The sequence below is a fragment of the Variovorax sp. Soil_C_19 genome, from assembly GCF_057657255.1.
This window is the reverse complement of sequence record NZ_JBDGIV010000002.1, coordinates 155,490-174,426: the sequence shown is the minus strand read 5'-3', so window position 1 is coordinate 174,426 and position 18,937 is coordinate 155,490. Positions and strand designations below refer to the sequence as shown.

The window sequence follows — 18,937 nt, the reverse complement described above, 5'->3', positions numbered from 1 at the left end:
AACCCTCAACAATTTGTAACGAACTTAGCGACCGCGCATGAAAAGCGCGTCGAGTTCGCGGACCGACAGCTGGCGCCAGGTCGGCCGGCCGTGGTTGCACTGGTCGGAGCGCTCGGTGGCTTCCATCTGGCGCAGCAGGGCGTTCATCTCGTCGATCGTGAGCTTTCGGTTGGCCCGCACCGCGCCGTGGCAGGCCATGGTCGAGAGCAGTTCGTTCTGCGCCCGCTGCACCACGGTGCTGGCGTCATGTTGGGCCAGTTCGGCCAGCACGCTGCGCGCGAGCTCGACCGGGTCGCCGTCCGCCAGCGTTCCGGGCACCGCGCGCACCGCCAGGGTGCGTGGCGAGAACGGCGTGATCTCGAGGCCCAGCGTGGGCAGGACCGCGGCGCAGGCCTCGGCGGTCGCCACTTCCTGCGGCGTGGCCGCGAAGGTGGCCGGAATCAGCAGCGGCTGGCTCGTGATGGCGGCGCCTTCGAGCTGCGACTTGAGGCGCTCGTAGACGATCCGCTCGTGCGCCGCATGCATGTCGACCACCACCAGCCCCTGGCTGTTCTCGGCGAGGATGTAGATGCCCTGCAGCTGCGCGAGCGCGCGGCCGAGCGGCCAGGCCTGCTCGCTGGTGGCGGCTGCCGGTGCCTCGGGCGCCGCGGACAGCCCCGTCGGGGCGCGGAACGGCACGCCCGGCGCCGCCTCGTCCTGGCCGGTGCGCCGCGGCCACATGGCCTCGAAGTCGCCGGCGCCGCGCTCGGCGGCCCTGAAATTGATGGCCGGCTGGGTCCAGTTCTCGCCGCTGGCGGGGACCGGCTGCTTCAGGAAGAAGGGCGTGGCGGCCGCGCTCGCCGATGCCACGGCGGCATCGCCCGCGCGCGGCGCGGCGAGCGCGTCCTCGATCGCATGGCGCACCGCCTGGTGCACCTCGCGGCCATCGCGAAAGCGCACCTCGATCTTGGTCGGGTGCACGTTCACGTCGACGCGCGCGGGATCGATCTCGAGGTACAGCACGTAAACCGGCTGGCGCTGGCCGTGCAGCACGTCTTCGTAGGCGCTGCGCACCGCGTGCGACAGCACCTTGTCGCGCACGAAGCGGCCGTTGACGTAGAAGAACTGCTGGTCGGCGCGCGAGCGTGCCGCGTCGGGGATGCCCGCGCGGCCGACCACGCGCACCGCGCCGCCGAGGTGCTCGACCGTCACGCTCTGCGCGACGAACTCATCGCTCAGCGCATCGGCGAGCCGCTGCTCGCGGCGCTCGGCCGCGCGCCACTGCTCGACGAGCTTGCCGTCGTGCCAGACCGAGAAACCGACCTCGGGGCGTGCCAGCGCATGGCGGCGCACCGCATCGATGCAGTGCGCCAGCTCGGTGGCATCGGTCTTCAGGAACTTGCGGCGCGCGGGCGTGGCGAAGAAGAGTTCGCGCACCTCGACCGTGGTGCCCACGGCGCGCGCCACCGGGCGCAGCTCGCCGGTGCGGCCGTCGAGCGCGAAGGCGCTGTCGGCGCCGCCAAAGCGCGACAGGATGCTGAGATCGGCAATGGCATTGATGGCCGCCAGCGCTTCGCCGCGAAACCCCATCGTGCCGACCGTCTCGAGGTCGTCGAGGCTCGCGATCTTGCTGGTGGCGTGGCGCCGCAGCGCCACCGTGAGTTCCTCGCGCGGAATGCCCTGGCCATCGTCCTCGACCGAGATCAGCCGCACGCCGCCCGAGGCCAGCCGCACCGTGACCTGGCGCGCGCCGGCATCGAGCGCGTTGTCGAGCAGTTCGCGCACCACCGAGGCCGGGCGCTCGACGACCTCGCCGGCGGCGATCTGGCTGATCAGCTCGTCGGGAAGCTCGCGGATCGGCCGGCGTTCGGAAGCAGGGGAAATGGAAGCGGGAAGGGCACTCACGAGCGGCATTCTAGAAGCGCATCCACCCGCGCCGCCTGTGGCCGGCAGATGCCCTTCAGCCCCGCGTCAGCAACGTGTTCGACGGCAGGGTCTCGTCGAGCAGCTTGCGCGCCGTCTCGACGCCGGCCACCGGCAGCAGCGCGGGGTCGAGCAGGCCGACCTGCACCAGCACGCTGGCCTGGTCCCAGTAGATGTGCTCGTGATAGAGCTTGTTGCCGCGGAACTTGATGACGGCCAGCAGCGGCACCTCGACGCGCCGCCCCGTGGGCGCCACGCCCGGCAGCATCCACGGAATTTCGGTGGTGTGGGTGAAGCTGAACAGCAGCTCGTCGACCACCTGCGTGGCGCCGACGGTACGCGAGATCGATGTCAGCGTGGTGTCGGGCGGATTGCTGTTGACGAAATGGTTGCTGTAGAAGGCATGCAACGCCTTGTAGCCCACGCCGCCGGTCATGGTGGGAATGTGGTTTACGTAGGGCTCGGCGACCATGGTCGACATGGTGTCGTCGACGTTGCGCGTGCCGAATTCGTATTCGCAGTGCTTGTCCCAGAGCGCCGACAGGTCGTAGTTCGGGCCGATCGCGGCCTTCAGCGCGGCGATGCTGCGCTCGTGTGCCATGAGCGCCGAAGGCTTGTGGAAATGCTCGCCGCCCGCGCGTGCAAACGCATGGTCCATGCCCGGATAGACATGCAGCGTCACGTCGGGGCGGCCGGCAAGCGCCTGCACGATGCGCTCGCGGGCTTCGGGCGGACAGAACTTGTCGAGCTCGGCGATGTGCAGCATGAGCGGTCGGCGGATGCGCTCGGCCTCGTCGAGCGCTGCGTCGATGCCCACGCCGTAGTAGCCCACCGCCACATCCGCATCGGTGCGGCAGGCCGCGAGGTAGGCGAGCTTGCCGCCGAGGCAGAAGCCGAGCACGCCGGCCTTGCCGCCGTCCACCTCGGGCAGCGCGCGCAGCGCGTCGAGGGTCGACTGGATGTCTTCCATGCCTTTGGCCTCGTCGAAGCCCTGGTAGAAACCGAACGCGCGCTGCCAGTCGGCCTCGCTGTAGCCGAGCTCCACCTCGGGCTCCTGGCGCCAGAACAGGTCGGGTACCAGTGCCACGTAGCCCTCCTCGGCGTAGTAGTCGGCAACCTCGCGCATCGTGTGGTTGATGCCGAAGATTTCCTGTGCGATCACCAGGCCGGGGCCGCTGCCGGCCTCGGGCGTTGCAAGGTAGGCACGGAAGGAGCCGCTGCCGTCACGGGCATCGACGCGGATGTATCGACCTGTCATGTGGGATCTCCGAATTCATCATGGAACGCCGGACGGCGTGCAGCAAGGATAATCCGCGACCATGGAAATCATCAGCTTTCTCGTCGACTTCATCCTGCACGTCGACAAGCACCTCGAGGCCTTCGTCATCGCTTATGGCCCCTGGGTCTACGCGCTGCTCTTCCTGATCGTGTTCGTGGAGACCGGCGTGGTGGTGATGCCGTTCCTGCCCGGCGACTCGCTGCTGTTCATCGTGGGTGCGCTGTGCGGCGCGGGGTTCATGAGCTATCCGCTGGCCTGCGCGATCCTCATCGCGGCGGCGATCCTCGGCGACCAGTGCAACTACAGCATCGGGCGCTACTTTGGGCCGAAAGTGTTCAAGTGGGAGAACTCGCGCTTCTTCAATCGCAAGGCCTTCGATCAGGCCCACGCGTTCTACGAGCGCTACGGCGGCGTCACGATCATCCTGGCGCGCTTCATGCCCTTCATCCGCACCTTTGCGCCCTTCGTGGCTGGCGTGGCCGAGATGAACCGCGCGAAGTTCACCATGTACAACGTGGTGGGCGCGCTGATCTGGGTGCTCGGCATCGCCACCGCCGGCTACTTCTTCGGCAACCTGCCGTTCGTGCGCGAGCACCTCGACAAGATCATCTGGGCGCTGATCTTCGTGCCGGGCGTGCTCGCGATCTTCGGTGCCTGGCGTGCGTCGCGCGCCGAGAAGGCGCGCGCGGCGGTTCCCACGAAGGCCTGAGCGTACAAAAAAAAAGCGCGCCGGCGGCGCGCTCTTTCAATGCCGGCCCGCTCAGTAGCGCGGGCCATTGTTCGGATAGTAGGTTCCAGGCGGGTAGGCCTGCTGCTGCTGGTTGTAGTAGTTGCGCTCGTCGACGTTGCGGCCCACCTGATTGCCGATGACGCCGCCAATGGCCGCGCCGCCCAATGTGGCGCCGGTGTTGCCGCCGATGGCATGCCCCACGGCCGCGCCGCCGAGTGCACCGATGCCGGTGCCCAGGTTCTGGTTGGGGCCGGAAGCGCAGCCCGCCAGCGCCATGACCGTGGTAGCCGCTGCAGCGGTGATCCAGATTCGTGCCTTCATCATGATGTCCACCTTTCTAGAGTGATGGACTCATCATGCGCAAAAGTCGCATTCGCCCAGTGTAGGAGTCTGCCGCGCATAGGTGTGCGGTCTGACGGCCCGGGCCGCGTGGGACGGCAGGGCGGGGCGCGCCTTCAAAGCTGCCGGCTGCGCGCGAGCGGCGGATTCTGCGCGAAGTAGCGCTGGATGCCGCGCATCAGCGCATCGGAAAGGTCTTCCTGATAGCTCGCGCTGCGCAGCTTGGCTTCTTCCTCGGGGTTGCTGATGAACGCGGTCTCGACCAGCACGCTCGGGATGTCGGGGGCCTTGAGCACCGCGAAGCCGGCCTGCTCGACGCGGGGCTTGTGCAGCCGCGCGCCGATGCCGCGGATCTCGCCGAGCATCGCGCCGCCGAGCTTGAGGCTGTCGTTGATCTGGGCCGTGGTGCTCATGTCGAGCAATGCGCGCTGCACCTGCACGTCGTGGTTGCCGACGTTCACGCCGCCGACCTTGTCGGCATCGTTCTCCTTGTTCGCGAGCCAGCGCGCGGCGCTGCTCGACGCGCCGCTCTGGCTCAGCGCGAACACGCTTGCACCGCGGGCGGCGGGCGTGGTGAATGCGTCGGCATGGATGCTCACGAAGAGGTCGGCCTGCACGCGCCGCGCCTTGTCGACCCGCACGCGCAGCGGCACGAAGAAGTCGGCATCGCGCGTGAGAAAGGCGCGCATCGGGTTGCCGTTGACGCTGCTCGCGTTGATGCGGTCGCGCAGCCGGTGCGCGATCTGCAGCACGATGTCTTTCTCGCGCGTGCCGTTGGGACCGATGGCCCCGGGGTCCTCGCCGCCATGGCCGGGATCGAGCGCCACGATGATGATGCGGTCGGTGCGGTTCGCGGTCGCGCCGCTGCGCGCCACGGCCACGGGCGGCGGTGCCGCGGGAGGGCGTGCTGAAGGCGCAGGCGGTGTGGGAGGCGCGGGCCGCGTGGCCTGCTGCGCCATCAGTTCGCCGAGCGGATCGGCCTGCGCTGGCGCATTGGCGACGGCGGGCGGGCGCGGCGGCATGACCGGCACAGGCACAGGCATCGGCACCGGCGGCGGAACCGGCGGGCGCGGCAGGGGCGGCGCGGGCACGTTCGGCGACGGCCGCACAAGGATCGGTGGCCCCCCGTCGGGGGCCAGGCCGGTGTAGCCGGCATAGGGCGCGGCCGGGGGCGCCGCTGCGACGGCGGCATCGTTGCTGCCGTTGCCGCGCCCGCGCGGCGCGTCGCGCAGGCGTTCGGCAATCAGGGCCTCCATCGGGTCGACCGGCTGCTCGGGGTACAGGTCGAGCACGAGCCGGTGCTTGTACGAGGCGATCGGCGCGAGCGAGAAGACCTGCGGCACCACCGCCTGCTTCAGGTCGAACACGATGCGCACCACCTTCGGTGCGTACTGGCCCACGCGCAGCCCGTTGATGTAGGGATCGCCGGGCTTGATCTTGCCGACGAGTTCGCGCAGCTCGGGGTTGAGGTCGATGCCCTCGATGTCGACCGCGAGCCGCGGCGGGCTGCCGACCACCAGCTGCTGCGACTTGAGCCGCGCGTCGGATTCGATGGTCACGCGCGTGTAGTCGGCCGCGGGCCACACGCGCACTGCCAGGATGGTGGCGCCGCGCGCGATCTGGTGCACGCCGAGCATCAGCGCGACGCTGCCGCCCTGCAGCAGCACGCGCCGCTTCAGCCCGCTCGCCTTCATGCGCCGGTCTGCGCCAGCAGGGCGCTGCCGCGGGGGGTGTTCGCAAGAAGGGTCACGTGGCGGGTGTCGTCGGTCATTGCTTCTATTTTAATAGCGAGGTCGGCAGCCGGTATATGGCCGGCGGCGTTGTCGGGCCATTCGGCGAGCTTGAGTCCGGGTCCGGCGAAGATGTCGCGGAAGCCCGCGTCCTCCCATTCGCGCGGGTCGTTGAACCGGTAGAAGTCGAAGTGGAAGATGGCGAGCCCATCGGGCGCCTCGTGCGGCTCGACCACGGCGTAGGTCGGGCTCTTGATGCGGCCGTCGATGCCGAGCGCACGCAGCAGGTGGCGAACGAAGGTGGTCTTGCCCGCGCCGAGGTCGCCGTGCAGTGCGACAAAGGCATCGCGCAGCGCCGGGGCGGCGGCGAGGGCGCGCGCAAAGGCGGCGGTGTCGTCCTCGCTTTGCCAGTGCAAATTGCGGCTGGCGTTCGGGGTCTTCTGCGTTTCTACAATCGGCAAGTGATCGTCAGCCATCCACTCGTTGCTCGTATTCAGGCCTTGGCCCGGGAACTCGGATTCTCCCAAATAGGGATCGCGGGCGTCGATCTGTCGAGCGCCGAGGCCGGTCTGATGCAATGGCTGGCCCATGGGTTCCATGGCGAGATGAAATACATGGCAACGCATGGCACGCGCCGCGCGCGGCCGGCCGAGCTGGTGCCGGGCACCGTGAGCGTGATCACGGCGCGCATGGACTACCTGCCGCGCGACACGCCCGAGGGCGAGTGGCAGGCGATCGAGTTCGATCGGCTCTCGCGTCCCGGCGAGGCGATCGTCTCGCTGTATGCGCGTGGCCGGGACTATCACAAGGTGATGCGCACGCGGCTCGCGAAGCTCGCCGAGCGCATCGCCGAGGAAGTGGGGCCGTTCGGGCACCGTGCCTTCACCGACTCGGCGCCGGTGCTCGAGGCCGAGCTCGCCTCGCGCAGCGGCCAGGGCTGGCGCGGCAAGCACACGCTGGTGCTCGATCGCGACGCGGGCTCGATGTTCTTCCTCGGCGAGATCTACGTCGACATGGCACTGCCGGAGAGCGAACCGGTGAGCGCGCATTGCGGCAGCTGCAGCGCTTGCATCGACGTGTGCCCGACAAAGGCCATCGTCGCGCCCCACCGGCTCGATGCGCGGCGCTGCATCTCGTACCTGACCATCGAGCATGCCGGCGCGATCCCGCTCGAATTGCGCCCGCTCATGGCCAACCGCATCTACGGCTGCGACGACTGCCAGCTGACTTGCCCCTGGAACAAGTTCGCGAAGAAGAGCGTGCTGCCCGACTTCGATGCGCGCGAAGGGCTCACGGGCCAGACGCTGGCATCGCTTTTCGCCTGGACAGAGGACGAGTTCCTGCGCCGCACCGAAGGCAGCCCGATCCGTCGCATCGGCCACGAGCGCTGGCTGCGCAACATTGCCGTGGCCCTCGGCAACGCCCTGCGCGCCGGCGAACCGGGCGCCGCCGAGGCGCTGGCCACGCGCGCGGACGATGCCAGCGCGCTGGTGCGCGAGCATGTGGCGTGGGGGCTTGCGCAAGGCGCCGGGGCCGATGCTGCCTAGCGCGGCAGCGCCAGCGCGAACGGCAGGCTCACCACCCCCAGCAGCGTAGACAGCGTCACCAGCCCCGCCACGTACGGCCCGTTGTAGCCCATGCGCGCCGCGAGCACATAGGCGCTCGAAGCGGTCGGAACGGCCGAGAACGCCATCAGCACCGCGGCCTGGGTCGCGTCGAGGCGCAGTGCATGCGACAGGCCCCAGGCCACGAGCGGCAGGAACAGGTGGCGGATGGCGAGCACCGATACCGCGAGCGCCTTGCCGCGTCCCAGCGTTGCGAACTGCATGCCCGCGCCCGCGGCCATGAGGCCGAGCGCGAGCGACGCGGCACCGATGCGCGTGAGCGTCGGCGTCGCCCAGTTCGGTACGGTGAGCCCCAGCACGTTGGCGAGCAGCCCGGCGAGCGTGGCGACGATGAGCGGGTTGCGCACCAGTTGCCGCGCGAAGCCGGCCTTGGCATGCCGCGCCATCGGCCAGACGGCGGCGATGTTGAACATCGGCACGCACACGCCGATGAGCACCGCGATCAGCAGCAAGCCCTGCGGACCGGCAAGCCGCTCGGCGAGCGCCAGGCAGATGAAGGAGTTGAAGCGGAATCCGATCTGCGCACTGGCCGCGTGGTCGCGCCGGTCGATGTGCCGGCCGAGGCCGGGCACGAAGGGCAGGGCGTAGGCCATCGCGATGCCGCAGACGCCGACACCCACGCCGGCCGTGAGCAGGCTAGAGGTGGCGCCGAAATCGAGCGGGCTGCGCACGATCGAGTGGAACAGCAGCACCGGAAATAGAAAGTAGTACACGAGGCTCTCGACCTGGTCCCAGACGCGGCGGTCCAGCGCGGTGTAGCGGCAAAGTAGCCAACCGATGGCGATGAGCGAGAAATCCGGGAAGAGCAGCTGTGCAAAGTTCACCGCTTCGAGCATAAACCGTAGAAAACCATGGGTAATCCACAGCACAGGGCGGCGCGTGCTGCGGCTAGCATCCGGGGCTTTGCTTTTTCGACCACAGTCAATCAAGGAGTTATAGATGCAACGTCGTCAATGGAGCGCCATCGTGGGTGCTGCCGCGCTGCTCGCGGCCACGGGCCAGAGCTTTGCCCAGGGCTATCCCACCAAACCGGTGGAACTGAGCGTTCCCTTCGCGCCGGGCGGCACCACCGACATCGTGGCGCGCGTGATCGCTGATCCGCTGGGCAAGGTGCTCGGCCAACCCGTGGTGGTGATCAACCGCGCCGGCGGCGGCGGCATCGTGGGCGCGGCCGAGACGGCGCGCGCGGCACCTGACGGCTACAAGCTCGGCGTGGCCACGGTCTCGAGCACGGCGGCCAACCCGGCCATCAACCCGAAGGTCCCCTACGACCCGATCAACGACTTCACGCCGATCATCAACATCGCGGCCACGCCGAACATCATTGCGGTGAACCCGAGCTTCCCGGCCAAGAACTACGCCGAGTTCGTGGCCGAGCTGAAGAAGAACCCCGGCAAGTATTCGTACGCGTCGTCGGGCACGGGCGGCATCGGCCACCTGCTGATGGAGCTCTACAAGAGCCTCACCAACACCTTCGTCACGCACATCCCGTACCGCGGCGCGGGCCCTGCGCTCAACGACGTGGTGGCGGGCCAGGTGCCGATCATTTTCGACAACATCCCCTCGGCGATGCCCTTCATCCAGAGTGGCCGCCTGGTGCCGATCGTGGTGTCGGCGCCGCAGCGCCTCGCCGCGCTGCCGAACGTGCCCACCTTCAAGGAAGTCGGGCTCGAGCCCGTCAACCGCATGGCCTACTACGGCATCCTCGGCCCCAAGGGCGTGCCGAAGGAAGTGGTCGACAAGATCAACGCCGGTGTGAAGAAGGCGGTCGAAGATCCGGCAGTGAAGAAGCGCATCGAGGACACCGGCTCGCTGATCGTGGCCAACACGCCCGAGCAGTTCGCCGCGCAGATCAAGGCCGAGTACGAGGTGTACAAGCAGGTGGTCGTAAAGCAGAAGCTCAAGCTCGAATGATCCGCCTCGCCTGAAAAAAGGGCCGCCCGCGCACGGGTGGCCCTTTTCTTTTGTTCTTCACCGTTTTCTTTTTGCTATCTTGCCGCCATGACCGAGGCCGCCGCCCCGCCCACTCGTGGAATCGACGACTTTATCGACGCCCTCTGGCTCGAGGACGGGTTGTCGAAGAACACGCTTGCCGCCTACCGGCGTGACCTAGCGCTGTTCGCGCAGTGGCTGCACAAGGAGCGTGCGGGACTCGCGCTCGAGGCGGCGAAGGAGAGCGACCTGCAGGCCTACATGGGTGCGCGCCTGTCCACGCGCGGCAAGGCCACGTCCGCGAACCGGCGGCTCACGGTGTTCAAGCGCTACTACCGCTGGGCCCTGCGCGAGCGGCGCATCGTGGCCGATCCGAGCCTGCGGCTCGCGCCGGCGCGCCAGATGCCGCGCGCGGTGAAGACGCTGTCGGAGAAGCAGGTCGACGACCTGCTCGCCGCGCCCGACGTCGACACGCCGCTCGGGCTGCGCGACCGCGCGATGCTCGAGCTGATGTACGCGAGCGGGCTGCGCGTGAGCGAACTGGTTTCGCTCAAGGTTACCGACCTGAGCCTCAACGACGGCGTGCTGCGCGTGCTCGGCAAGGGCAGCAAGGAGCGGCTCGTGCCCTTCGGCGGCGAGGCGCGGCGCTGGATCGAGCGCTACCTCGAGGAATCGCGGCCCGACATCCTCGGCGGCCAGCAGACGCAGGACCTGTTCGTGACCGCACGCGGTGCGGGCATGACGCGCGTGATGTTCTGGATGATCGTGAAGAAGCAGACCACCGCGGCCGGCATCCATGTGCCGCTGTCGCCGCACACGCTGCGCCATGCGTTCGCCACCCACCTGCTGAACCACGGCGCCGACCTGCGTGCGGTGCAGCTGCTGCTCGGGCATGCCGACATCTCGACCACCACCATCTACACGCACGTGGCGCGCGAGCGGCTCAAGCAGCTGCATGCGCAGCACCATCCGCGCGGCTGATCCACTCGGCCGGGCACGGCGCGTGGGCCGAAGTGAAGATGTCGGCGTCGCTGCACGCCGCGTGCTTACCATGCGGGGATGCTCCAGGCCATTCCCGCCGACCCCGCACGCATCGGCTGCGCAGGCTGGAGCCTGCCGCGCGCGATGTGGCCGCACTTTCCTGCCGAGGGGTCGCACCTTGCGCGCTATGCCCAGCGCTTCGACACCGTCGAGATCGACAGTTCCTTCTACCGCCCGCACCGCGCCGAGACCTACGCGCGCTGGGCCGCCGCCACGCCCGAGGGATTTCGCTTTGCCGTCAAGCTGCCGCAGGCCATCACCCACGAGCGCCGGCTCGCCGGCGCGATGCCGGCTTTCGACGATTTCCTGGCGCAGGTCGAAGGCCTGGGTGCGAAGCTCGGCTGCCTCGTCGTGCAACTGCCGCCGAGCCTGGCATTCGAGCCTCGCACAGTGCAGCGTTTCCTGGCGGCGCTGCGCCGCAGGCATGCCGGCGCCGTGGCACTCGAGCCGCGCCACCGCAGCTGGTTCGCGCCGGCCGTCGACGCCCTGCTCGCGCGCTTTGGCGTAGCGCGTGTGCTGGCCGACCCGGTGCTGTTCGACGAGGCGGCAGCGCCCGGCGGCTGGCCCGCGCTGGTGTACCTGCGGCTGCACGGTTCGCCGCGCCGCTACTGGTCGGCCTACGACGATGCGCTGCTCGCACGCCTCGCCGAGCGATTGCAGCGTGCGCGCGAGGAGGGTGTGCAGTGCTGGTGCATCTTCGACAACACCGCTGGCGGCGAAGCGGTGGGCAACGCGATGACGCTGGCCCGCCGGCTTCGCGTCGCCGATGCGGCAGAATCCCGCGCGACATGACAGAACTTTCTTCTTCCTCCTCCTCCCCTGCGCGGCGCACCGCCGTGCTCGCCCTGCTGGCTGCGGCCGGCACGCTCCTGTCCGGCGCCGCGGTCGCGCAAACCGCGCCCGCACCGCCCAAGACGCTGAAGCTGATCGTCGCCTACCCGGCGGGCGGCGTCAGCGACGTGGTCGCACGTGCGCTCGGCGACCGTCTCGCGGCGCAGATGGGCGTCACCGTGGTGGTCGAGAACCGCGCCGGCGCGAGTGGCGCGATCGGCATGGACGCGGTTGCCAAGGCCGCGCCCGACGGCGCCACGCTGGGCTTCTCGGCCATCAGCCCGCTGGTGCTGAGCCCGCACCTGGGCAAGCTGCCCTTCGATCCGCTGAAGGACGTGGCGCCGGTCGCGAGCGTGATGTATTCGCCCGTGCTGCTGGTCGCCACGCCCGCGAGCAAGGCGCGCGATTTCCGCGCACTGGTCGCCGAGGCCAAGGCGCAGCCCGGCGCGGTGCGCTGGGCCACCTCCGGCCCGGCCTCGCTCGGCCACATCGTGCTCGAGCAGGTGCGCGCCGCGACGGGCGTGGACATCACGCACGTGCCGTACAAGGGCGGCGGCCAACAGCTCAACGACGCACTCGGCGGGCAGTTCGAGATTCTCTCGACCAATGCCAGCCCGACGCTCACCTCGCACATCCAGTCGGGCAAGCTGCGCCCGCTCGCAGTCGGCGCCCCGGCGCGGCTCGACAGCCTGCCGCAGGTGCCCACGCTCGGCGAACTCGGCTTCAACGCGGCCAACATCAGCTCGCAGTTCGGCGTCTTCGCGCCGGGTGCGATGCCGCCCGCCCTCGTGGCCCGCTACAACGCCGAGATCAACAAGGCGCTGGCAAGCCCCGAACTGCGCGCCAAGCTCACCGCCACCGACAACGTGCCGACCGTCGGCACCCCGGCCGCCTTCGCGAAGGAGATCGCGATCGAGTTCGAGAGCAACGCTCGGATCGTCAAGGCGGCAAACATCAAGGCCGATTGACCCTCCGGCTTGCAGGCTCGCCATTCCCTACCTTATAGTAGGTAGATGTCCACCAGAGCTACCGCCCTTGCCGCCGGCAGCACCCGCGAGCAGATCCTCGCGGTGGCACGGTCGCTGATCGAGACGCGCTCGTACCTGGGCTTCAGCTTTCAGGACGTGGCCGACACCATCGGCATTCGCAAGGCGAGCCTGTACCACCACTTTCCGACCAAGGAAGCGCTCGGCATCGCGGTGATCCGCCAGGCGACCCAGCAGTTCAAGGATTGGGACGCAGCGCGGGTGCGTGCGCCGAAGGAGGCGCTCGAATCCTATTTCCGCATGTACCGCAACACGCTCAAGGCGGGTTCGGGCATGTGCCCGGCGGGGGCACTCACGCCGGGCTGGGATTGCATCGAGTCCGAGCTGCGCCAGGCCGTGCAGGACCTGCGCAACACGCAGGTGCTGTGGCTGACAGGCGTGCTCGGCGCGCTGGCGCCGCAGCAGCGGCAGACGCCGGGCGCGCCGTCGGCCGCTTCGCTGGCGGCCTATGTGTTCTCTGTCTGCCAGGGTGCGCTGCTTGCTTCGCGCATGACGGGACGGGCTGAGGACTTCGACGAGGCCATCGCCCAGCTCAGGAGTTCATTGTCCGCCTGAGGCGGGCGAACAGCGGGCGCAGTGCGCCCATTTTTTGGCCCAGAGTGCCTACCGATTGGATGGTAGGTTTGTTGCAACGAAGGAGTCTCCGATGAAAGCCGTGATATCTGCCTATGCCCGCTCGCCATTCCATTTCGCCAAGAAGGGGGCGCTCGCCGAAGTGCGCCCCGACACGCTCGCCGCCGGCGTGGTCCGGGGCCTGCTGCAGCGCACCGACCTCGACCCCGCGCTGCTCGAGGACGTGATCCTGGGCTGCGCCTACCCCGAGGCGTCGCAGGGCAACAACCTCGCGCGCATCGTTGGCCTGCTGGCCGGGCTGCCGCATGAAGTGGGCGGCATGACGGTCAACCGCTTCTGCGGTTCGTCGATGCAGGCCGTGCACATCGCCGCGGCGCAGATCGAGGCCGGCATGGGCGAGGCGTTTCTCTGCGTGGGCGTGGAGTCGATGACGATGGTGCCGCAGGGCGGCTTCAACTTCTCGCCACACCCCGATCTGCAAGCCGGCACCGATGCCTACATCTCGATGGGCGAGACGGCCGAAAACGTCGCCGCGCGCTGGCAGGTGAGCCGCGCCGACCAGGAGGCGTTCGCTGTCGAATCGCACCGCAAGGCCGCCGCCGCGCGCGCCGAGGGTCGGCTCGCGGGCGAGATCGTGCCGGTGCGCCTGGCGTCGGGCGAGCAGGTCGAGGCCGACGGCTGCATCCGCCCGACGACCTCGGCCGAAGCGCTCGCGAGCCTGAAGCCCGCGTTCCGGCCCGACGGCGTGGTGACGGCCGGCACCTCGTCGCCGCTGACCGACGGCGCGGCGGCGGTGCTCGTGACCAGCGACGCCTTCGCCGCCAAGCACGGCCTGACGCCCCTCGCGCGCATCCGTTCGTTCGCGACCGTGGGCGTCGACCCGGCCGTCATGGGCATCGGCCCGATTCCCGCGACCCGCAAGGCACTCGCGCGCGCGGGCCTTGCTGCGGCCGACCTCGACGTGATCGAAATCAACGAGGCGTTCTCGTCGCAGGCGCTGGCCTGCATTCGCGAGCTCGGCCTCGATGCCGCGAAGATCAACCTCGATGGCGGCGGGCTCGCGATCGGCCATCCGCTCGGCGCGACCGGCGCGCGCATCACCGGCAAGGCGGCTTCGCTGCTTGCGCGCGAGCACGGCCGCTATGCGCTCGCCACGCAGTGCATCGGCGGCGGGCAGGGCATCGCGACCATTCTCGAGCGCGCCTGATCGCCCGAGAATGGCGACCATCACCACACGGAGGCCCCATGGCTGCAATTCCTGAAGCGGGCGCGGCGCGCAAGCTCTACCTTGATGACCTGTCGGTCGGCGACCGTTTCCGAAGCGGCGAGCATGCGCTGGATGCCGCGCAGATCAAGGCCTTTGCGTCGCAGTTCGATCCGCAGCCGTTCCATACCGACGAAGAGGCCGCGAAGGCCACCTTCTTCGGTGGCCTTGCGGCGAGCGGATGGCACACCGCGGCGCTGACGATGAAGCTGCTGGTGGAAAGCGGCGTTCCGCTCGCCGACGGCATCATCGGTTCAGGCGGCCAGCTTCAATGGCCGAAGCCGACGCGACCGGGCGACGTGCTGCATGTGGTGAGCGAGGTGGTCGAGATCGCGCCTTCGCGCAGCAAGCCCGGCCGCGCGATGGTGACGATGCACTGCCAGACGTGCAACCAGCACGGCGAGGTGCTGCAGGACTTCAGGCCGAAGCTCGTGGTGCACGCTCGGCCGGCGTAGCGCTTCAGCCCTTGCCCGTGCCCGCAGCCAGCGCGCGCAGTTCCTCGTCGCTGAAGCCGGCGCGGCTGCGCGCCTCGAGGTTGAACGGCGGCTTGTGCCGCGGGGCATCGTAGTGCGCCACGAGCTCGGGATAGCTCGTTTCGGGGTCGCGGCCCGCGCGCTCGCAGAGCCAGCGGTACCAGCGGTTGCCGATCGCGACATGGCCGATCTCGTCGCGCAGGATGATGTCGAGGATCTCGACCGCGCGCAACGCATCGGGCGTGTTCACGCGCCGCAGCTTGGCCTGGATCAGCGGGGTGGCGTCGAGGCCGCGGGCCTCGAGCGTGCGCGGCACCAGCGCCATGCGCGCGAGCACGTCGTCCTTCGTTTTCTCGCACATGTTCCAGAGCCCGTCGTGGCCCGGGAAGTCGCCGTAGCGCCAGCCCATGTCCTGCAGGTGCGCATGCAGCAGCGTGAAGTGCTGCGCTTCCTCATCGGCCACGCGCAGCCAGTCGCGGTAGTAGGACTCGGGCATGCCGTCGTAGCGCCACACCGCATCGAGCGCGAGGTTGATCGCGTTGAACTCGATGTGACAGATCGAATGGACCAGCGCGGCGCGGCCTTCGGGCGTGAAGGGCGAGCGCTTCTGCACCTCGGTCGCGCTGACGCGCAGCGGGCGCTCGGGGCGGCCCGGCACGCCGGTGTCGTCGCCTGCCGTGCGAATGGGTATCGGTGCTATGGATTCGGTAGCTGCGAGCGCAACGGTCGCGCGCGTTGCCGCCACCTTCTGTTCGGGATCGGTGAGGCGCAGCGCGGCCAGGGCGCTCAATCGGGGGTGCATCCCTACAATTCTAGTTTTGGCCCCGGAGACCCCACGATGGCGATTTATGAACTCGACGGCATTGCACCCAAGCTCGGCAGCGGCGCATGGGTCGCCGACAGTGCCGAGGTGATCGGCAACGTGCAGCTGGGCGAGAACGCGAGCATCTGGTTCGGCGCGGTGCTGCGCGGCGACAACGAAACCATGACCATCGGGCGCAACAGCAACGTGCAGGACATGTCGATGCTGCATTCGGACCCGGGCTCGCCGCTCACCATCGGCGAGAACGTCACCATTGGCCACCAGGTCATGCTGCACGGCTGCACCATCGGCGACAACTCGCTGATCGGCATCCAGGCGGTGGTCTTGAATAACGCGAAGATCGGCCGCAACTCGATCGTCGGTGCCGGCAGCGTCGTGACCGAGGGCAAGGAGTTTCCCGACAATTCCCTGATCTTCGGTTCGCCCGCGAAAGTGATGCGCACGATCAGCGACGAGGACGCTGCCCGCCTGCGCCATGGCGCCGACCATTACGTACAGAACGCCGTTCGCTATGCGAAGGGCCTCAAGAAAATCGCCTGACCTGCGCAGGCCCCACAGAAAGAATCCGTTTTGAGCGAGCTGCACAAATTCCTGTTCGATGGCCTGCCGGTGCGCGGCATGATCGTGCGCCTGACGGATGCGTGGCAGGAGATCCTGGCGCGGCGCGCCTCCAACACCGCCACCGGCGCCTACCCGCCGCCCGTGGCCGAGCTGCTCGGCGAAATGACGGCCGCGGCCACGTTGATGCAGGCCAACATCAAGTTCAACGGCGCGCTGATCCTGCAGATCTTCGGCGATGGCCCGGTCAAGGTCGCGGTCGCCGAGGCGATGCCCGACCTGAGCCTGCGCGCCACCGCCAAGGTGATCGGCGACCTGCCGGCCGATGCACGCCTGCCCGAGATGGTCAACGTGGGAAACAAGGGCCGCTGCGCGATCACGCTCGACCCCAAGGACAAGCTGCCCGGCACCACCCCGTACCAAGGCGTGGTGCCGCTGTTCGACGACGAGGGCGAGAAGCTCGGCAGGCTCAGCGACGTGCTGCAGCACTACATGCTGCAAAGCGAGCAGCTCGACACCACGCTGGTGCTCGCGGCCGACGACAAGGTGGCCGCGGGCCTGCTGATCCAGCGCCTGCCGGTGAAGGGCGGGTCCAACCTCGAAGGCACCTCGGGCCGCGACCACGACCAGGCCAACGAAGACCAGATCGGCCGCAACGAGGACTACAACCGCATCGCGATCCTCGCTTCGAGCCTCACGCGCGACGAGCTGCTCACGCTCGATATCGAGACCATCCTGCGGCGCCTGTTCTGGGAAGAGAAGCTGCTGCGCTTCGAGCCGCAGGCCGGCCCGGCGGGCCCGCACTTCGCCTGCACCTGCGGGCGCGAGCGCGTGGCCCAGATGATCCGCGGGCTCGGCGCCAAGGAAGCCGAGGAAATCCTCGCCGAGCGCGGCGACATCGAGGTGGGCTGCGATTTCTGCGGCAAGCAGTACCGCTTCGATGCGGTCGATGCCGCGCAGCTCTTCAAGCCGCCCGGCGACCAGATCCCGGGCAGCTCGGTGGTTCAGTAGCGCCTTTCTTTCTCACGCGGGCTGGCGCAGAACCTTCACCATCGCGGCGAGCCGCTCGTTGGCGAAGCCCGCGTCGAGCGCACGTTCGAACAGCCGCATCAGGAAGTCGGGAAAGCTCGTGTCGAGCTTCGCTTCGCGCGCCTGCTTCACGAACAGGCGGCCCGAGCCGGCGCAGGTGGCCATCGAACTTTCGGGCTCGCCGTAGCGGTTGGCGTGGATGTCCTCGCCCTCGGAGCGGATCATCTCGCCGAGCACCGGCGAAATGGCGCCGATCATGCGCGCGAACTCGTCCACGCGCAGGCCCTCTGATTCGCAGATGCGCGCACCATGGAAGAACCCGCTCATGGCGCCGAACATGCACGAGAGCGTCGCCAGGTCCCACGCGGCCGCATTGCCGATGGGCTCGCCCATGTAGAGGATGTTGCCGGCGATGGTTTCGAGCACCGGCCGCGCCGCCTCGAGCGCGCGGGCTTCGCCCGAGACGAACAGCGGCGTGTCGGCCCGGCCGATCTGGCTCGGCGTGGCGAGCAGGGCGCCGTCGAGGTAGGCGCAGCCGTCGGCCGCGGCCCAGGCATCGCGCGCGTCCTGCGGCGTGCCGGTGCTCAATTGCACCAGCAGTTTGCCGCGCAGCGCCTCGGCCATGCCGGGCGCGGCGAGGATCGCGCGGCTGGCGGCGTAGTCGGCCACGCAGACCAGCACCACCGGGCTTGCCTCGACCGCCGCGCGCGCATCGGGCGCGAGCTGCGTGCCCTGGTTCAAGAGCGGCTGCGCGCGTGCCGCGGTGCGGTTCCACAGCGTGAGGGTGAACTTCGATTGCAGCGCGCGCGCGAGCGCCACGCCCATGGGGCCGAGGCCGATGAGGGAAACGTCTGTCATGTGCATCTTCTTTCTGCGCGTGGACGGGCTCAACCGGCGGCGAGCGTGAGGTTCTGGCCGAGCCCGCCGTCGACGGTGAGCCGCGCGCCCGTGGTGAAGGTGGCCTCGAAGGCGAGGAACAGCACGGCACGCGCCACCTCCTTGGCGCTGCCGTGCCGACGCATCGGCGTGATCTGGTCGCCCAGGTTCATGAATTCCGCCCGCTCCGCGGCGGTGGCGTCGGTCACGCCGAGGGTCGGCGTGTCGATGAAGCCGGGGCTCACCACGTTCACGCGGATGCCCCGCGTCACGAGCTCGGCCGCGAAGCCGGAGGCGAGCGAACGCAGCGCGGCCTTGGTGGCGCTGTAGACGCTCAGGCCGTGCATGCCGCCTTCGTCGGCGATCGACGAGGTGAAGACGATCGCGCTGCCCGCGGGCATCAGCGGCGCCAGGCGCTGCACCGTGAAGAACGGCCCCTTGGTGTTGACCGCGAAAGCCGTGTCGTAGGCGGCTTCGCTCACCTGCTCGAAGGGCTCCAACGCCGAGATGCCCGCGTTGATGTGCAGCAGGTCGATGCGGCCGAGCTTTTCGCGTGCCAGCGCCGCGAGGGCGTCGATGTCGGCCAGCGAGGCTGCATCCGATGCCACCACGTGGGCGCGCGGGCCGAGGGTGCGCCGCGCGGCCTCGAGGTTGTGCGGATTGCGGCCGGTGACGAGCACGTCGGCCCCGCCGTCGAGCAGCGCCTGCGCGGTGGCAAGGCCCATGCCGATGGTGCCGCCGGTGATGAGCGCCTTCTTGCCGGCGTAAGGCGCGAGGGAGGAGGAATGGTTCGTGGAGTTCATGGCTGCGATGATCGGCATCGCGCCGCCGGCCGTCGCGCACGATCAGCCGTGCGCGAGCACAAACGGCCGATGACATGCGGGGT

At 69.0% G+C, this 18,937-nt stretch carries 20 protein-coding genes; 11 read left to right on the top strand and 9 right to left on the bottom strand.

What is annotated here, in order from left to right; all coding sequences use genetic code 11:
- Positions 1-24 precede the first annotated feature (24 nt).
- Together mutL and AC3A6R_RS05325 are read right to left on the bottom strand one after the other, a co-directional pair.
- Positions 25-1,884: a DNA mismatch repair endonuclease MutL gene (gene mutL / locus AC3A6R_RS05330; protein WP_487858006.1), complete on the bottom strand. Its 1,860-nt coding sequence runs from the start codon at positions 1,882-1,884 to the stop codon at positions 25-27.
- A 55-nt stretch (positions 1,885-1,939) separates the two neighbouring features.
- On the bottom strand, positions 1,940-3,160 hold the full coding sequence (locus AC3A6R_RS05325) for a dienelactone hydrolase family protein (RefSeq protein WP_487863918.1): 1,221 nt from the start codon (positions 3,158-3,160) through the stop codon (positions 1,940-1,942).
- A 61-nt stretch (positions 3,161-3,221) separates the two neighbouring features.
- On the opposite strand from AC3A6R_RS05325, the gene AC3A6R_RS05320 reads away from it, so the two are divergent.
- Positions 3,222-3,890, top strand: a complete 669-nt coding sequence (locus tag AC3A6R_RS05320) for a DedA family protein (RefSeq protein ID WP_487858004.1) — start codon at positions 3,222-3,224, stop codon at positions 3,888-3,890.
- A 51-nt stretch (positions 3,891-3,941) separates the two neighbouring features.
- Here AC3A6R_RS05320 and AC3A6R_RS05315 read toward each other — a convergent pair whose 3' ends face one another.
- The 3 genes from AC3A6R_RS05315 to tsaE form a co-directional block, all read right to left on the bottom strand.
- The gene (locus AC3A6R_RS05315) at positions 3,942-4,235 is read right to left on the bottom strand and encodes a YMGG-like glycine zipper-containing protein (RefSeq protein ID WP_487858003.1); all 294 of its coding nucleotides are present in this window, start codon (positions 4,233-4,235) and stop codon (positions 3,942-3,944) included.
- Between the two features lie 131 nt (positions 4,236-4,366).
- Entirely contained in the window at positions 4,367-5,944 is a 1,578-nt protein-coding gene (locus AC3A6R_RS05310) for an N-acetylmuramoyl-L-alanine amidase (protein ID WP_487858002.1), read from the bottom strand.
- A complete protein-coding gene (tsaE, locus tag AC3A6R_RS05305; protein WP_487858001.1) occupies positions 5,941-6,456 on the bottom strand; it encodes a tRNA (adenosine(37)-N6)-threonylcarbamoyltransferase complex ATPase subunit type 1 TsaE in 516 nt (171 codons plus the stop codon). Before tsaE ends, AC3A6R_RS05310 begins: the two co-directional genes overlap by 4 nt.
- Here tsaE and queG point away from each other — a divergent pair.
- Complete coding sequence (queG, locus tag AC3A6R_RS05300; protein WP_487858000.1) at positions 6,442-7,527, top strand: tRNA epoxyqueuosine(34) reductase QueG; 1,086 nt, start codon at positions 6,442-6,444, stop codon at positions 7,525-7,527. The genes tsaE and queG overlap by 15 nt on opposite strands.
- On the opposite strand, the gene AC3A6R_RS05295 is transcribed toward queG, so the two are convergent.
- Complete coding sequence (locus AC3A6R_RS05295; protein WP_487857999.1) at positions 7,524-8,441, bottom strand: AEC family transporter; 918 nt, start codon at positions 8,439-8,441, stop codon at positions 7,524-7,526. The two genes, queG and AC3A6R_RS05295, sit on opposite strands and share 4 nt — an antisense overlap.
- Positions 8,442-8,544: 103 nt before the next feature.
- Here AC3A6R_RS05295 and AC3A6R_RS05290 point away from each other — a divergent pair, with 103 nt between their 5' ends.
- From AC3A6R_RS05290 to AC3A6R_RS05260, 7 genes are all read left to right on the top strand, one after another.
- Positions 8,545-9,519 (top strand): tripartite tricarboxylate transporter substrate binding protein BugE, encoded by a 975-nt coding sequence (locus tag AC3A6R_RS05290; protein WP_487857998.1) that lies wholly within the window; start codon positions 8,545-8,547, stop codon positions 9,517-9,519.
- Between the two features lie 87 nt (positions 9,520-9,606).
- Entirely contained in the window at positions 9,607-10,518 is a 912-nt protein-coding gene (gene xerD / locus AC3A6R_RS05285; RefSeq protein WP_487857997.1) for a site-specific tyrosine recombinase XerD, read from the top strand.
- A 78-nt stretch (positions 10,519-10,596) separates the two neighbouring features.
- Positions 10,597-11,370 carry a DUF72 domain-containing protein gene (locus tag AC3A6R_RS05280; RefSeq protein WP_487857996.1) on the top strand — a complete coding sequence of 258 codons (774 nt, stop codon included), beginning with the start codon at positions 10,597-10,599 and terminating at the stop codon, positions 11,368-11,370.
- Positions 11,367-12,377 (top strand): Bug family tripartite tricarboxylate transporter substrate binding protein, encoded by a 1,011-nt coding sequence (locus AC3A6R_RS05275; RefSeq protein WP_487857995.1) that lies wholly within the window; start codon positions 11,367-11,369, stop codon positions 12,375-12,377. The genes AC3A6R_RS05280 and AC3A6R_RS05275 overlap by 4 nt, the downstream gene beginning before the upstream one ends.
- A 45-nt stretch (positions 12,378-12,422) precedes the next feature.
- Positions 12,423-13,010, top strand: coding sequence for a TetR/AcrR family transcriptional regulator (locus AC3A6R_RS05270; protein WP_487857994.1), 588 nt, complete (start codon positions 12,423-12,425; stop codon positions 13,008-13,010).
- A 91-nt stretch (positions 13,011-13,101) separates the two neighbouring features.
- Positions 13,102-14,235 (top strand): thiolase family protein, encoded by a 1,134-nt coding sequence (locus tag AC3A6R_RS05265; RefSeq protein ID WP_487857993.1) that lies wholly within the window; start codon positions 13,102-13,104, stop codon positions 14,233-14,235.
- Between the two features lie 38 nt (positions 14,236-14,273).
- Entirely contained in the window at positions 14,274-14,747 is a 474-nt protein-coding gene (locus tag AC3A6R_RS05260) for a MaoC family dehydratase (RefSeq protein ID WP_487857992.1), read from the top strand.
- A 4-nt stretch (positions 14,748-14,751) separates the two neighbouring features.
- Here the strand turns inward: AC3A6R_RS05260 and AC3A6R_RS05255 are convergent, their stop codons facing one another.
- Entirely contained in the window at positions 14,752-15,567 is an 816-nt protein-coding gene (locus AC3A6R_RS05255) for a ferritin-like domain-containing protein (protein ID WP_487857991.1), read from the bottom strand.
- Positions 15,568-15,603: 36 nt separating this feature from the next.
- Here AC3A6R_RS05255 and AC3A6R_RS05250 point away from each other — a divergent pair, with 36 nt between their 5' ends.
- On the top strand, positions 15,604-16,128 hold the full coding sequence (locus AC3A6R_RS05250) for a gamma carbonic anhydrase family protein (RefSeq protein WP_487857990.1): 525 nt from the start codon (positions 15,604-15,606) through the stop codon (positions 16,126-16,128).
- A gap of 30 nt (positions 16,129-16,158) precedes the next feature.
- On the top strand, positions 16,159-17,157 hold the full coding sequence (hslO, locus tag AC3A6R_RS05245; RefSeq protein WP_487857989.1) for an Hsp33 family molecular chaperone HslO: 999 nt from the start codon (positions 16,159-16,161) through the stop codon (positions 17,155-17,157).
- Between the two features lie 12 nt (positions 17,158-17,169).
- Here the strand turns inward: hslO and AC3A6R_RS05240 are convergent, their stop codons facing one another.
- Positions 17,170-18,033, bottom strand: coding sequence for an NAD(P)-dependent oxidoreductase (locus tag AC3A6R_RS05240; RefSeq protein ID WP_487857988.1), 864 nt, complete (start codon positions 18,031-18,033; stop codon positions 17,170-17,172).
- Positions 18,034-18,062: 29 nt separating this feature from the next.
- A complete protein-coding gene (locus AC3A6R_RS05235; RefSeq protein ID WP_487857987.1) occupies positions 18,063-18,854 on the bottom strand; it encodes an SDR family oxidoreductase in 792 nt (263 codons plus the stop codon).
- Positions 18,855-18,937: the final 83 nt, after the last annotated feature.